General features: G+C 53.5%; 13 protein-coding genes and 1 pseudogene. 3 read left to right on the plus strand and 11 right to left on the minus strand.

The window, feature by feature from the left end; all coding sequences use genetic code 11:
- Positions 1 to 50 precede the first annotated feature (50 nt).
- The 7 genes and pseudogenes from MKY12_RS18770 to MKY12_RS18800 form a co-directional block, all read right to left on the minus strand.
- Complete coding sequence (locus tag MKY12_RS18770; RefSeq protein ID WP_339310311.1) at positions 51 to 662, minus strand: 50S ribosomal protein L25; 612 nt, start codon at positions 660 to 662, stop codon at positions 51 to 53.
- Positions 663 to 905: 243 nt separating this feature from the next.
- A complete protein-coding gene (locus MKY12_RS18775) occupies positions 906 to 1,871 on the minus strand; it encodes an oligopeptide/dipeptide ABC transporter ATP-binding protein (protein WP_339310313.1) in 966 nt (321 codons plus the stop codon).
- Positions 1,864 to 2,847: an ABC transporter ATP-binding protein gene (locus MKY12_RS18780; protein WP_339310315.1), complete on the minus strand. Its 984-nt coding sequence runs from the start codon at positions 2,845 to 2,847 to the stop codon at positions 1,864 to 1,866. Before MKY12_RS18780 ends, MKY12_RS18775 begins: the two co-directional genes overlap by 8 nt.
- Positions 2,848 to 2,859: 12 nt before the next feature.
- On the minus strand, positions 2,860 to 3,783 hold the full coding sequence (gene opp4C / locus MKY12_RS18785; RefSeq protein WP_339310317.1) for an oligopeptide ABC transporter permease: 924 nt from the start codon (positions 3,781 to 3,783) through the stop codon (positions 2,860 to 2,862).
- 13 nt (positions 3,784 to 3,796) lie between these two features.
- Positions 3,797 to 4,750: an ABC transporter permease gene (locus MKY12_RS18790; protein WP_209869841.1), complete on the minus strand. Its 954-nt coding sequence runs from the start codon at positions 4,748 to 4,750 to the stop codon at positions 3,797 to 3,799.
- A gap of 70 nt (positions 4,751 to 4,820) precedes the next feature.
- Positions 4,821 to 6,575: pseudogene (locus MKY12_RS18795) on the minus strand (ABC transporter substrate-binding protein).
- 250 nt (positions 6,576 to 6,825) lie between these two features.
- Positions 6,826 to 7,728: a winged helix-turn-helix domain-containing protein gene (locus tag MKY12_RS18800; protein ID WP_339310319.1), complete on the minus strand. Its 903-nt coding sequence runs from the start codon at positions 7,726 to 7,728 to the stop codon at positions 6,826 to 6,828.
- 151 nt (positions 7,729 to 7,879) lie between these two features.
- Here MKY12_RS18800 and MKY12_RS18805 point away from each other — a divergent pair, with 151 nt between their 5' ends.
- Both MKY12_RS18805 and MKY12_RS18810 read left to right on the plus strand, forming a co-directional pair.
- The gene (locus MKY12_RS18805; RefSeq protein WP_339310321.1) at positions 7,880 to 8,155 is read left to right on the plus strand and encodes a GNAT family N-acetyltransferase; all 276 of its coding nucleotides are present in this window, start codon (positions 7,880 to 7,882) and stop codon (positions 8,153 to 8,155) included.
- A gap of 12 nt (positions 8,156 to 8,167) precedes the next feature.
- A complete protein-coding gene (locus MKY12_RS18810) occupies positions 8,168 to 9,025 on the plus strand; it encodes a GNAT family N-acetyltransferase (RefSeq protein WP_339310323.1) in 858 nt (285 codons plus the stop codon).
- 372 nt (positions 9,026 to 9,397) lie between these two features.
- Here MKY12_RS18810 and MKY12_RS18815 read toward each other — a convergent pair whose 3' ends face one another.
- The 4 genes from MKY12_RS18815 to MKY12_RS18830 form a co-directional block, all read right to left on the minus strand.
- A complete protein-coding gene (locus MKY12_RS18815; RefSeq protein WP_339310325.1) occupies positions 9,398 to 10,177 on the minus strand; it encodes a hypothetical protein in 780 nt (259 codons plus the stop codon).
- A 2-nt stretch (positions 10,178 to 10,179) separates the two neighbouring features.
- On the minus strand, positions 10,180 to 10,632 hold the full coding sequence (locus MKY12_RS18820; protein WP_339310326.1) for a flavodoxin: 453 nt from the start codon (positions 10,630 to 10,632) through the stop codon (positions 10,180 to 10,182).
- 260 nt (positions 10,633 to 10,892) lie between these two features.
- Positions 10,893 to 11,258 (minus strand): VOC family protein, encoded by a 366-nt coding sequence (locus MKY12_RS18825; RefSeq protein ID WP_036732967.1) that lies wholly within the window; start codon positions 11,256 to 11,258, stop codon positions 10,893 to 10,895.
- Between the two features lie 105 nt (positions 11,259 to 11,363).
- Positions 11,364 to 12,182, minus strand: coding sequence for a helix-turn-helix domain-containing protein (locus MKY12_RS18830; RefSeq protein ID WP_339310327.1), 819 nt, complete (start codon positions 12,180 to 12,182; stop codon positions 11,364 to 11,366).
- Between the two features lie 277 nt (positions 12,183 to 12,459).
- On the opposite strand from MKY12_RS18830, the gene MKY12_RS18835 reads away from it, so the two are divergent.
- Positions 12,460 to 13,323: a class I SAM-dependent methyltransferase gene (locus MKY12_RS18835; protein WP_036732961.1), complete on the plus strand. Its 864-nt coding sequence runs from the start codon at positions 12,460 to 12,462 to the stop codon at positions 13,321 to 13,323.

Below are 13,323 nucleotides of genomic sequence, written 5' to 3' on the forward strand. Positions count from 1 at the left end.
CTGCGGAGTTCTCTGCATATAGAGATGCGACGGCTACAGCCAGAAAAGTCTTATTCTTCAGACTTCCCAGCTTCGGCTGCTTCCTCAGCTGGTGCGGCAGCAGCTTCATCAGCCGGCTCCTCCATCACGAGCGGAGGCGAGATCCGCACGATCAGCGTATCTTCAGGGGTAAGAATCTCCCAGCCCTCATGCTTCGGCAGATCGGATACCAGCAGTTGATCACCGATATCGAGGCCGCTGATATCTACTTCGAGGTTTGCTTCCAGCTTGTCCGGCAAGGTCCGGATATCCAGCTCATACAGCTCAACCTGCTGCACGCCGCCGCTCTTGACGCCGATAGGATCACCTGTGAAGTGGAAGGCTACCTTGGTATCCAGATCAGCCTTCATGTCAATCTGCTGCAAGTCTACATGAAGCAGCGTACGGGATAACGGCTGGCGCTGCACTTCCTGAATAACCGCATTCTTCGAGCCGGAGCCCGGGAATTCCACCTTCAGGATGGCACGCGGATTTTTGCCGAGAATATCATTAAGTGTTTTGGCATCTGCTGAGAAGGACTGGGTATCTGAACCTGCACCGTAAACTACAACCGGTACAAAACCTTTGCTGCGCTGGGATGAATTCGATCCGGATCTTTCAGTCAAGCGTACTGTGGTATTCATGATATTTCCTCCTAATAGTTTTTTGAGCGCTACGCCCTTCGTTAAGAAAGCCGGGCAAGTTGCCGGGGGCGGCGTACGCCAAGTAGTGTCAGCATAGCTGCATTAAAAAACAAGACCAATTAGCTCTTATGTCTAATCAGTCTCTTATTAACCATATTTGCCCGCTATGGAATCAGTATAGCACCGGGAAAAGAACAAGTCAAAATAGGGTAAAATTCAAATCCAATCCATATTTATAAATGATTACGCTAAATGACAGGCCACCAAATGCCCCGCGCCAGCGTCACGCAACAGCGGAATCTCAGCTCTGCAGACCTCCAAGGCGAATGGGCAGCGCGTATGAAATTTACAACCGGACGGCGGATTCGCCGGGCTTGGAATATCCCCTGTCAGCACGATGCGTTCCCGCTTCAGCCGGGGAACCGGCACCGGAACAGCGGACAAGAGCGCCTTCGTATAAGGGTGCAGCGGATGCAGGAACAACTCATCCCTTGTGGCAGTCTCCACAATTGATCCTAGGTACATTACACCTATCGAGGTGCATAAATGCTCCACTACGCTAAGATCATGGGAGATGAATAAATACGCCAGCCCTTTGCTCTGCTGCAGTCTGCTGAACAAGTTAATAATCTGCGCCTGGATCGACACATCCAAGGCCGACACCGGCTCATCTGCGACAATCAGGTCCGGATTCAGGATCAGCGCCCGGGCAATCCCGATCCGCTGGCGCTGGCCGCCGGAGAATTCATGCGGAAAGCGGTCGATATGATACGAGGATAGCCCGCAGGCCTCCAGCGCCTCCAGCACCAGGCTTCTGACCTCTGCCTTCGTACATAACCCATGGTCCAGCAGCGCTTCGCCTATGGCGTCGCCGATCCTGATCCGGGGATTAAGGGCACTGTACGGGTCCTGGAAAATAAGCTGCATCTGCGGCCGGATCAGCCGCATCTCCGCAGCAGACAGGCTGTGAATGTCAGTGCCCTTGAACCGGACCTCTCCGTCGGTTTTGTCCGTCAAGCGCAGAATGGTCCGCCCTACGGTGCTCTTGCCGCTGCCGGATTCCCCGACAAGGCCGAAGGTCTCGCCCGGACGGAGTGTGATGCTGACATCGTCTACAGCCTTAACATGTCCCGCCGTGCGGCCAAGCAGGCCTTGCTTCACCGGAAAATACTTCTTCAGATGCTTCACTTCCAGCAGCGCTTCAGACATATAATTCCGCCTCCTCATACAGCCAGCAGGAGACCTTCTGCCCGTTCCCGGTCTCCTTCAGCAGCGGCTGCCGGGTACGGCAGACCGGCATACAATGCCCGCACCGGTCATGAAAATAACAGGAGGGTGCATGCTCAAGCGGACTTGGTACCTGCCCGGGAATGGAATAGAGCTCTTCCAGACGCTGGCCCATCACAGGCTTCGACTTCAGCAGCCCCCGTGTATATGGATGCTGCGGGTTCTGGAACAGCTCCACCACCCCGCCCTCTTCAACAATCTGCCCGGAGTACATCACGATGACATAATCCGCCATCTCGGCCACAACCCCTAAGTCATGCGTAATCAGCAGGATCGACATCCCGGAATCTTCCTTAAGGCCGCGCAGCAAGTCCAGAATCTGCGCCTGAATCGTCACATCCAGAGCTGTGGTTGGCTCATCGGCAATCAGCAGCTTGGGGCTGCAGGAGACCGCTATGGCAATCATAATCCGCTGAAGCATGCCGCCGCTCAGCTCATGGGGGTAGCTGCCCATAATCTGTTCCGGACGGGATATCCCGACCTGGGTGATCAGTTCAATTGCACGGCTCCGTGCTTGCTTCTTGTTCATCTTGAGATGTACAGACAGCGGCTCCATAATCTGCTCGCCAATCTTCATGACCGGATTAAGCGAGGACATCGGCTCCTGAAAGATCATCGCAATCTCATGGCCGCGGATGCTGCGCAGAGAATTTTTGTCCAGCCGCAGCAGATCCTCTCCCTGGAAACCGATACGGCCCCCGGTAACTCTGCCGCCAGGCTCCTCCACCAGCCCCATAACCGACATGGCCGTGACACTTTTCCCGCAGCCGGATTCGCCGACAATGCAGACCGTTTCACCTCTCCCGATCTTGAAGCTGACGTTATCCACCGCCCTTACGGTGCCTTCTTCCGTGAAGAATTCGGTGCTTAGACCGTCTATATTCATTACAGGCTCCATTGATATGGCCACCTACCTCTTCTGTTTAGGATCAAGGACGTCTCTGAGGCCGTCACCAAAGATATTAATCGCAATCACCGTGGCAAAAATCGACAGTCCCGGCGGAATCCACAGCCATGGCCGGTTCTGGAAATCAAGAATGTTGTTCGCCGCGTCAATCATATTGCCCCAGGTCGGAGTAGGAGGCATGACCCCCAAGCCGAAAAAGCTTAGGACGGATTCACTGAGAATGGCACCGCCGATATTCAGCGTAGCCATAACGATCAGCAGCGGAACAATATTAGGCAGCAGATGGTGCAGCAGCTTCCTGCGGTCGCGCAGCCCCAGCACCACAGCCGCCTGCATGAATTCGCGTTCCCGCAGGCTTAGCATTTGTCCCCGCACCATTCTTGCCAGCCCCGGCCAGTTCACAATACTCAGCATCAGCATAACGATATACATCCGGTAATCCGTCGGAATCTTCCACTCCGAGAGCAATGCACCGAAGATGAAGAGCAGCGGCAGACCGGGAATGGTCATCAGCAGATCGGCAATCCGCATAATGATCTGATCCAGCAGCCCCCCGTAATAACCGGCAATGGCACCCAGCAGCGACCCGAGAAATACTGACAGCAGCATGGAAGCAAGACCTACGGTGAGGGATATGCGTCCGGCCTGCATCACCCGGGTCAGAATATCCCGGCCCAGCGCATCCGTGCCCAGCCAGTGCTTCAGGCTCGGGGGTTTATTCATGAATGCCATGTTGATTTTGTTATCGGTATAGGGCGAGAAGAACGGACCGATGAAGCATAACACAAACATAAAGACAACCACCGCGAACCCGGCAACGGCCAGCTTATTGTGCATAAGCCTCCGCAAGGATTGCCGCATTAGGGACGATTTGCGCAGTCCGGGGCGGATTCCCTCTATTTCTTTTACTCTGATATCAGTTGCCATGAGAACTCCCCTCCTATAACCGGACACGCGGATCGGCCACCCGGTACAGAATATCCGATAGCAGGGTGCCGATGACGGTCAAAATAGCCAGAAACATGGTGAAGCCCATCAGCAGCGGATAATCCCTTAACCCGAAGGACTTCATATACAATTGGCCGATCCCCGGCCAGTTGAAGATCTGCTCGATAATAATCGAGCCTCCGAACAGGGCAGGCAGCTCGAAGCCAACCAGCGTAATTGCCGGCAAAAGCGCATTGCGCAGCGCATGGGAGAACAGCACCTTCCGCTCCTTCAACCCTTTTGCACGGGCCGTCCGGATATAGTCCTGCTTGAGTACATCAATCATATTGCTGCGGAAGTAGCGGGTTAATGAACCCAGTCCAAGCAGCGTCATCACAATGACCGGCAGCGTCATATGCTGCACGACTTCCTTGAAGTAGGCGAAGCCTGCCGCGGTGCTGCCCGTAGTCGTCATCCCGCCCGGCGGCAGCCACTTCAGATCCACAGCCATAATCTTGATCAGGAACAGGCCGATGAAGAAGGACGGCAAGGACATGGCAGCGAAGATGGCAATCATCACCAGCGTGTCGAACCAGGAATACTGCTTATAAGCAGAGATGACACCGATTATTACTGCGATAAGCCAGGTGAGGAACGTGGAAACAGCGGCCAGCAAAAAAGAATTCCAGATATAATCACCAAACAACTGAAGCACCGGCTTCTGCTGGGCAAGTGAATATCCGAAATCCCCGTGGAAGGCATTGCTCATCCAGGTCCAGTAGCGTTCCAGTACCGGCTTGTTCAGGCCGTAGATCTCCCGCAGCTCCGCTTTGCGTTCTGCCGTCAGCTTGATGTTCCCGGTAATGAAGTCCCCCGGTGTAAGGGCATAGAGGCAGAAGATCAGCAGCGAGGCGGCAAAAAGGATGATCAGCATATACAGCATTCTTTTAGTCAGATAAGTGCTCATGTATGGCTCCTTAGGATTCATCCCCCTGCCTGCCCCCGCCTTGTGACGCAGACAGGAGATGAATCATTCGTTATTTCAGAGTCCAGTTCGGCAGACTGCCGGCAAGACCGATGAACGGGCTGACCGAGAGATTCTCAATGCGGCCGTTATAGGCGTATACCGTTTTTTTGTAATTGGTAAAAATGACTGGCAGCTCGTCGTTGAATAGCTGATACAGCTCTTTATAGACTGCTTTGCGCTGTTCAATATCCGTGGTAGCCAGCGCTTTGTTGTACAGCTCAGTAAACTTCGGGTTGTCATAGTCCGTGATCTCACCGTCGAAGAACTGCATGAAGCCATCCGCCGGATCGGTCAGCATGCTGGTAGAGAAGGAGACGAGATCATAGTCCCCGCTCTCTGTCTTTGAGACCAGCGAGTTGAAGTCGGCGAAGATCTCCGGCTGGAAGTCGATGCCGAGCGCCGCGAAGTTCTCTTTGGCGACCGCGATGAAGATGTCTGAGCTCTTGCTCTTGCTGGCCAGATAATGGATGCTGAGCGGCTTGCCGTCCTTCTCGCGGATGCCCCCTGCCCCTACCGTCCAGCCGGCTTCATCCAGCAGCTTCTTCGCCTGCTCAGGATCATATTTGTAAGGATTAATGCCTTCCTCAGTATAGGACCAGGAGATCGGCGAAGCAGGAATGTTGGCTATTGCCCCCGCGCCTTCGGCTGCGTCCACATAGATGCTCTGCCGGTCCAGCCCATAGACAATCGCCTGTCTGACCCGCTTATCCTTGAGCTGCTCATGCTTCAGGTTAACCTGCATATAGCCATAAGTGCTTGGGGTATACGGGAGAATATTGACATAACCGAGCTCTTTCAGCTTCGTGATATTTTCTTCTGTTGCAGGAAAAGAGGCATAGTCCACCTCACCCGTCTCAAGGAACTGCCAGGCATCCCCTGAGGTGGTTTTGTAGATAAAATGTTCTGTCTTAGGCTTGCCCTTGAAGTAATTCGGGTTGGCAATCAGCCGGACCTCTTGTCCGGGAATGAACTTCTCCAGCGTATAAGGGCCGTCGCCTAGCGGTTTCTCATGAAGCTTCTTGATGTATTCGAGCTGGCCGAATTTGTAGTCCTTGCCATAATAGGCCTTGGACAGTACATTGGAGCCCAGAGTCACCAGCGCCGTGGCATTGGGCTGCTCCAGCGTAACGGAAAGGGTCTGCGGATCAATAATCCGGATGCCTTCCACCGTCTTGGCCGTTCCGGCCTTCTAAGCCTCCCCGCCCTTCACCTTCAGTGAGGGAAGCGAAGAACCGCCGTCATAGGCTTTGTCATACTGGAGAGTCCAGGTGAACGCCACATCCTCCGCCGTGAGCGGCGAGCCGTCGCTGAACTTCAGATCTTTGCGCAGGTGGAACGTATATGTAAGCTGATCGTCCGATACCTCCCAGCTCTCGGCCAGCTCTGGCGTTGGCACCCCTTTGTCATCCACCGTCACCAGCGATGCATAGAGCAGTGAAGAGACATTACCGTCATAACCGCTCTCCTGGAAGTAAGGCGTGAAGGCACCGCTGGGATCGGTAAGGCCTACGATGATGGTATCGGTGCGTTTCTGCGCGGCTGCCGGCAGCTTCGTAAGGTCGGTTGCAGTAAAAGGCTCATTAAGCGCACCGGCAGGCACCACCTCTGGGGACGAAGTGGCTGCTGAGTTGGTTGAAGCACCCGGAGCAGAGCTGGCAGGAGTGGCTGTGGATGCTGCTTCCGGGCTACTGTTATCGGAGCAGGCGGACAGCAACAGCGAAGCTGTCAGGAATAAGGAGGACAACACAAACGTACTTTTTCTCATAACATCATCTCTTTTCTCACAATTTATAAATTCTAATAATTCCTACCCACTAAGTATGAATAAAGACCGATAGTTCACATTATAGAAAGTAAAGTATGTTCTGTAAATAGAGAACTTCAAAATAATTCTCCAGAAGAAGAATTGAATTAGTGAATCACAGCAAAAAAAGCCAAAATCTTCTCCTTAGTTGAGAAGACTTTGACTTCTGGTTTGACGCTAAAGCAAAACTGAGAATAAAAGCTGTCCGCTGTTATTTCAGATACTCTGACAGTTGCTCTTTCATCTGCTGAATGCCCTCCATCCGCAGACTGTACGCAATGACGTTCTCGCCCTCGATATAAGCATTCAGCAGACCAGCACTCCGCAGACTGGTAATGTGATCATGAACAATTCCTTTGGACAGACCTGCCTGCCTGGCAATCTCCGTGAACGATTTGCGCTCACCGCCCAGCGATTTGAGAATCCGGAGCCGGCTCTTCTCGCCCAGACTGCGGAGTGTCCGGTGCATGACAGGTGAAATCTCTTCTTCCGGCACCTGGATTCTTGCGGCATAATGACAGATCGTCAGGTCACCGAAGTTATACAGGATATTAATCGGCTGAAAGTGGAACTGCGGAATCAGCACCAGTCTGCGCAGACCGCCGCCCGGCAAGAAAAAGAATCCGTTCGTTGTCTTGTTCACAAATTCTGCAACCGGGCTGCCTGTGAGCATCCCCCTTCGTTCCTCAGCATGCTGCTGCAGCTTGTCCATAATCCCCGGATTGCAGCTGCTGAAGTATTGCCGGTTCCACTCCGACAGCAGGAAGACCATGCGGCTGCGGTATAGCTCCATTTGTACGGGGAAATTATTTACATAACCTCCAAGAGTCTCGTACATCTCCCCAACGGGCAGGCCTTCCAGCCAATCCAGCACACTGCTCACACTCTTTTTGTCAGGACACAGATGAATCAGCAGATTAAACAGCTTCCAATCATTATCCAGCTCCGTCTCCTCTAATGCTTCCAGCAGCTCCGGGCCCAAACGGCCTGACACCTCCGCCGCCCAGGACATGCCGAGATCTATTTTTTTACTCCCCTTCTTGCAGATGTACGTATGTATACTGCTTATTAATTCATATACCGGGTGAAAATGAACCTCTGCCTTGTAATCCATGTCTATACCCCCTGATGCAACTTCTTTTCATTACAGCGTTAGTGCCTTAATCATATCATATTATTCCCTTATCCTTCTTTCGCTTTCTCGCTTTTTGCCGGACAGGGTAGTAAAATAAAGGCACTATACCGGAATGGAGTGAGGTTATAAGATGGACAAGATTGCAAAGGGAGAAGGACGTTTCTATATCGCTGGTGACGGAAAAGACCTGGCTGAGATTACATACAGAACCGAAGAGAACACAGGGAATCTGGTGATTGACCATACCTTTGTCTCAGAAGATCTGCGCGGCCAGGGGGCTGGAGAGAAGCTCGTGCGGGCGGTCGTTGAGCTGGCCCGTGAGCAGAGTGTCAAGATTGTACCGGTGTGCCCGTATGCGGCCCATCAATTCGAGAAGCACGAGGAATACAAGGATGTGCTCAAATAGGAGGAAGAACGTTTGACGAATACAGATACACTGAAACAGATTGAAGAGCTGCAGCAGCGCTGCGAGCAATATGAGGGCATTGCCTTGAAGCTGAACTGGGACATGCTCCGGCATCCAGGAGAAGCAGGCGGTGCGAAATACCTGGTGACCTATGAAAAGGATGTGCTGACCGGATTCATCGGCCTGTACGGCATCAGCGGTGATCTGGAGGTATGCGGCATGGTCCGGCCGGGCTACCGCCGCCGGGGGATCTTCAGCACCCTCTGGAAGCAGGCAGAGTCCATCATCCGGCAGGAAAAAGTGAAGACGCTGCTGCTGAACACACCTGCGGCTTCGGCTTCAGGCAATGCCTATCTGAAGACCTTGCCGCTTGCCTTCAGCCATTCGGAGTTTCAGATGAAATGGGATGGTAAGGGCAGCAAGGTTAGAGCCTCAGAGGCCAGCTCGGCCTCAGGCAATGTCATGCTCCGGCCTGCACGTCCGGAGGAGACCCCGCTGCTCATCGCCTTCGACTGCGACGGGTTCCAGATGACCGAAGAGGATGCCGCAGAAATGTATGTGCAGCACGAACAGGAAGGCTCCCAGGAGCATATCATCATTGAGCTCAGCGGCCAGCCCGCCGGCAAAATGCGCCTGTGGTCCGAGGACAACGAAACCTGGATCTACGGATTTGTGGTAGACAAGAAGCTGCGCGGTCTCGGCATCGGCCGGAGTGCCCTGCAGCAGACCATTGAGCGGGAGCAGCGGAATTATAACGGGGTGAACCTGGAGGTTGCGCTGGATAACCCGAATGCGCTGCGGCTCTATGAGAGCTGCGGATTTGTCGTTCAGAGCCAGCAGGATTATTACACCTATCCTTTGAACAGCTAGCCTGGCAACGAGTATTCCAAGAAGCAACATTGGTATGCCTGCGCACCAGCACAATGTATGCTGTTTTTCACATACATTTGGACCATACGCCTTCGTGTGAGCACAATGTATGTTGTTTTTCACATACATTTGGGCCATACGCCCGCGCGCCAGCAAATGTATGTTGTTTTTCGTATACATTCGGCCCATACGCCTGCGTGTGACACAATGTATGCTGTTTTTCACATACATTTGCGCCAAACGCCTGCGCACCAGCACAATGTATGCTGTTTTTAGCATACAATTCCTAAACAATCAAAAAGCATCCCCTCACGGTCAAATGACCCTGAAGGAGATGCTTTTTGGCGTAGTCTCTTAACTCATCGTCTGCGTCTACATCAGTCCGTAGCCCCGCATCTGGGCTTCATCCCGGTCGCTGCGGCGGTTGCTGCATTTCACGCAGCCTGCTCCCTGTTCTTCCCGTTCCAGGAAGACAGACAGCAGGCGCACATAATCCAGCGATTCCTGCAGGGGCATGTCTGCTCCGTCATACAGCTGCCTGCGGCCATCCAGCAGCGAGTAGATGGCGATCGTCTCCGCCGGCTTCCCGTAAGCCTTATGGCAGAATACATTCGCCATATGCAGAAATCCGGTAATCACCTGCTGGTCAGCATGTACCATGAATTTCTGGATATTCAGACTGCGTCCCGTAAGCTTCGAATTCCAGGCCAGCTGAAAAATCACCGCCAGTTCAATCTCAAGCTCCCGGACAGGAACATGCCACTGTTCGAACCGCATCACCGGAATCTCTCCGGTGTAACTGCCTGCGACAATCCGCATCAGCTCATCAGCCACTGCCTGCTTGACATCCCAGTAATGCATCAGGGAAGGAAAAGCATTGCCCTTCGGCGGCCAGCGGCGCTCCAGCAAAAACTGGACAGGCGTCTCCCGGCGCACCTCGGGCCGCAGACTGTAGTAGTCATTCAGCGTATGTCCGACTGCATATTGAACCTGCTGTCTCCAGCGGGGAAGTCCGGTAGCGGGAGCTCCGCTGCCGGCCGCCTCGGCCCCGCCCAGCATGATGTGCTCCATGCGGTAATCATTCAGACGTCTGTACCGGCCAGCTTCAGCATCCGGCTTCGTTCCTGTGAAGTCTCCTGCCGCCGCGCCCATCCTTAAGAGACCGCCGCGCAGATCTCGATGAACTGGCGCCCGTAAGTGCGGCAAGCCTCTTTTTCCGCTGCATTCGGACCGTATTCAATCTTCAGGCTGGGCTGCACAATCTCGGCCCCGCGCTCCTTCAGCTTCTCTTCAATCTGATCCACTGCTCCGCAGTAGATCGCATACCCGGTGTCTCCGCTTCCGAAGGCCGCCGCCTTACAGGCGCTGAGATCCAGCTCATCCAGCTCTTCATAGAAATCCAGGAATTCATCCGGCAGCTCGCCGTCTCCCCATGTGTACGCACCCAGTATTACAGCCTCATACGCTTTTATCTCATCCGCATTGCAGTCCATGACCGATTTCAGTACGGCCTCTCCGCCTGCCGCGCGTATTCCTTCCACGATCAATTCAGCGATTTCCTCCGTATTGCCAGTCAAGCTGGCATATGCCACTAGCACTTTAGCCATGACTTTTATCCTCCCAGGGTCCAAATGAAATGTATTCTCTATAATCCGATCCCTTACGCAGACCGTATCTTACTTACCTTAATACTGTGTTAATCTCATTCTATTTGATAATGATTATCATTGTCAATATTAAAAAAGTGATTCCGCTCTTAGCCTGGCCATCCTTGCCGTATAACACAAACAGCGCCAGCCCATGACATAACTTCTGCCCGGTGCTGACGCTGCTCAGTAATCCTATTATCATATGATGTGTGGAACGATTAATATCCGCCTTCCAGCAAGGTAATTGCGTTGCCGTCGGGATCACGGAAATTCATCTCTTTACCGCCGTACTCCATGGTTGCCGGAGGCTGGCAATCCAGTCCTTTCGCCTTCAGCTGCTCATACGTTTCGTCCAGACTGCCGCAGGAGAATACCAGATTAACGGTGCCGGTGGTAAGGTTCTCCCACTTGTCTGCGTTCCATATAATGATGCCGGGCTGGCTGGCGTCTATCGCAATTTTGGCCCCGCCAGCTTCTCCATAGCCCTCGAATGGAACCGGAATGCCCAGTACCTCCGAATAGAATGCTACCAGAGCTACGGGGTCTTTACTGTACAGGTTGATGCCGTCAAAAGCTGTAATCATAGTGATATCCTTCCCTTCATTGCTTGTATTGTGATCGGGCTGGTGTCAGCCGTTCTATCCTCATTGTACTTCTGCCTGAATAGCTTGTATTGCAAAAAAACGACATTAGCGCCGGGCATGACTCAGCGCATCCAGCGGAGTTCTGCCTGCGAACTTCTTGAAATTGTTGATCAAATGCGACTGGTGGCTGTACCCGTAGGTGAACACCATATCCTGCATGACGCCCTTGGTCTGGGAGGAACGGTACAGGTCACGCCAGACATTCTGGAAACGGATAAGATCGGCGACCTTTTTGGGCGGAAGGCCGATATGCTGCCGGAACAGCCGTTCAAGCTGGCGGCTGCTTAAGCCCGAGCTGCTCTCCAGCGCCCCTGCCGTCATGATCCCGCGTGATGTAAGCAGCCTGTGGACCGCGTTCATCATCCCGTCACTGCTGCGGTTTCCCCGTTCCAATCTCCGCAAAAGGAAAGCTTCAGCAGCAGCGATGCGCTCAGTCATTGTGCGGATATACTGGAGCTTGTCTCCTAGCTCCTTACGGAAGGTTCTGAAATAATACTCTACCGGAACATGCACATTCAATACCTCCGTCAGCGGCTCGTCTGCGAACAAATGAACGGCCCAGAAGTGAAACCGGATGGCGAAACGCTCTGTCGTAACAGACTGTGCTGCTTGTCCTGCCTCAAACGGAGTGTCGTTAATCCCGCAAAAAATCCCGCCGGACTCCCCTGTCCGCTCATCCCATTCCCATATAATATCCATGCAGCTATCAGGTATGATAGTCTCCGTCTGCTGCGGCAGCCGGGGCTGTGCTCCTGATCCCCAGTAGCAGCGGACATAAGGCTGAAGCAGCCTGCCCGGCAGATACTCGCCGCCCCCGGCCGGATTGGCCGTTATCGGATGATACAGCGCCGAAAGATTATACATCCCAGTGCAGCCTCCTTCCTTTGCTGTAACCTTGTATTCAGATCATACACAATCCCTGTACGAAGCGCCAGAACACCTGCTTTTCGATTGGCCAAGCCCCCTGCTTACTGAATGATTATGTTGCAAAATGATCTGCCCTGCTTTTCCTGGTATTATACGCCTCTTGCTTGTTGGCTACACTGGGAATAGTCGCAGCTTTGCAACCATTTTGTTTGTAGCTGCAGGCTTAAATGTTGTACAATAAAGGCTAAATGACTTTTTGAAGGATGGATTAATAATGTATCTAGCCAGTGATTGGAAAGACTATGAAGTGATCGATACCGGGGGCGGGGAGAAGCTCGAACGCTGGGGCGATATTATCCTGCGCCGGCCGGACCCGCAGATCATCTGGCCGCTGGCCAGCGAGAGCGCCAAATGGCGGGATGTGCACGGACATTATCACCGCAGCTCCGCCGGTGGCGGGCAGTGGGAGATGAAGAAGACGATACCGGAGGACTGGAAAATCAGCTACGGCAAGCTGAAGTTCCACCTCCGCCCGACGAACTTCAAGCACACCGGGCTGTTCCCGGAGCAGGCGGCCAACTGGCGCTGGATGATGGACAAGATCGCAGCGGCTAACCGGCCGATCTCCGTCCTCAACCTGTTCGCTTATACCGGCGGAGCCACTGTTGCGGCAGCAAGTGCCGGAGCCTCCGTCGTGCATGTCGATGCAGCCAAGGGGATGGTTCAATGGGCCAAGGAGAATGTAGCCCTGTCCGGTCTTGCCGACAAGCCGCTCCGCTTCATTACCGATGATGTATTCAAGTTCGTCCAGCGTGAACAGCGCCGCGGCAGCAAATATGATGCTATTATTATGGACCCGCCGTCCTACGGAAGAGGGCCGGGCGGAGAAATGTGGAAGCTCGAATCCAGTCTTTATCCGTTCTTGGAGAGCTGCATGGAGATTATGAGCGACCGTCCGTTATTCATGCTGATTAACTCCTATACGACCGGCATCTCGCCAACCGTACTGCGCAATATGCTGTCAATGACGATGGGCAAGCGCTATGGCGGCAAGCTGAATTCCGGTGAGATCGGCTTGCCGATTACAGCCTCCGGCATGAATCTGCCTTGCGGGATTCTGGGCCGCTGGGAGGCGTAA

Source organism: Paenibacillus sp. FSL M7-0896 (genome assembly GCF_037975415.1).
Taxonomy (GTDB): domain Bacteria; phylum Bacillota; class Bacilli; order Paenibacillales; family Paenibacillaceae; genus Paenibacillus_AQ; species Paenibacillus_AQ silagei.

Excerpts from the sequence above, each read along its gene's own strand:
- opp4C (WP_339310317.1), bottom strand. The coding sequence starts at position 3,783 with ATGGCAACTGATATCAGAGTAAAAGAAATAGAGGGAATCCGCCCCGGA.
- MKY12_RS18800 (WP_339310319.1), bottom strand. The coding sequence starts at position 7,728 with ATGGATTACAAGGCAGAGGTTCATTTTCACCCGGTATATGAATTAATA.
- MKY12_RS18815 (WP_339310325.1), bottom strand. The coding sequence starts at position 10,177 with ATGGGCGCGGCGGCAGGAGACTTCACAGGAACGAAGCCGGATGCTGAA.
- MKY12_RS18830 (WP_339310327.1), bottom strand. The coding sequence starts at position 12,182 with ATGTATAATCTTTCGGCGCTGTATCATCCGATAACGGCCAATCCGGCC.
- MKY12_RS18805 (WP_339310321.1), top strand. The coding sequence starts at position 7,880 with ATGGACAAGATTGCAAAGGGAGAAGGACGTTTCTATATCGCTGGTGAC.
- MKY12_RS18820 (WP_339310326.1), bottom strand. The coding sequence starts at position 10,632 with ATGGCTAAAGTGCTAGTGGCATATGCCAGCTTGACTGGCAATACGGAG.
- MKY12_RS18775 (WP_339310313.1), bottom strand. The coding sequence starts at position 1,871 with ATGTCTGAAGCGCTGCTGGAAGTGAAGCATCTGAAGAAGTATTTTCCG.
- MKY12_RS18790 (WP_209869841.1), bottom strand. The coding sequence starts at position 4,750 with ATGAGCACTTATCTGACTAAAAGAATGCTGTATATGCTGATCATCCTT.
- MKY12_RS18780 (WP_339310315.1), bottom strand. The coding sequence starts at position 2,847 with ATGGAGCCTGTAATGAATATAGACGGTCTAAGCACCGAATTCTTCACG.
- MKY12_RS18825 (WP_036732967.1), bottom strand. The coding sequence starts at position 11,258 with ATGATTACAGCTTTTGACGGCATCAACCTGTACAGTAAAGACCCCGTA.
- MKY12_RS18770 (WP_339310311.1), bottom strand. The coding sequence starts at position 662 with ATGAATACCACAGTACGCTTGACTGAAAGATCCGGATCGAATTCATCC.
- MKY12_RS18835 (WP_036732961.1), top strand. The coding sequence starts at position 12,460 with ATGTATCTAGCCAGTGATTGGAAAGACTATGAAGTGATCGATACCGGG.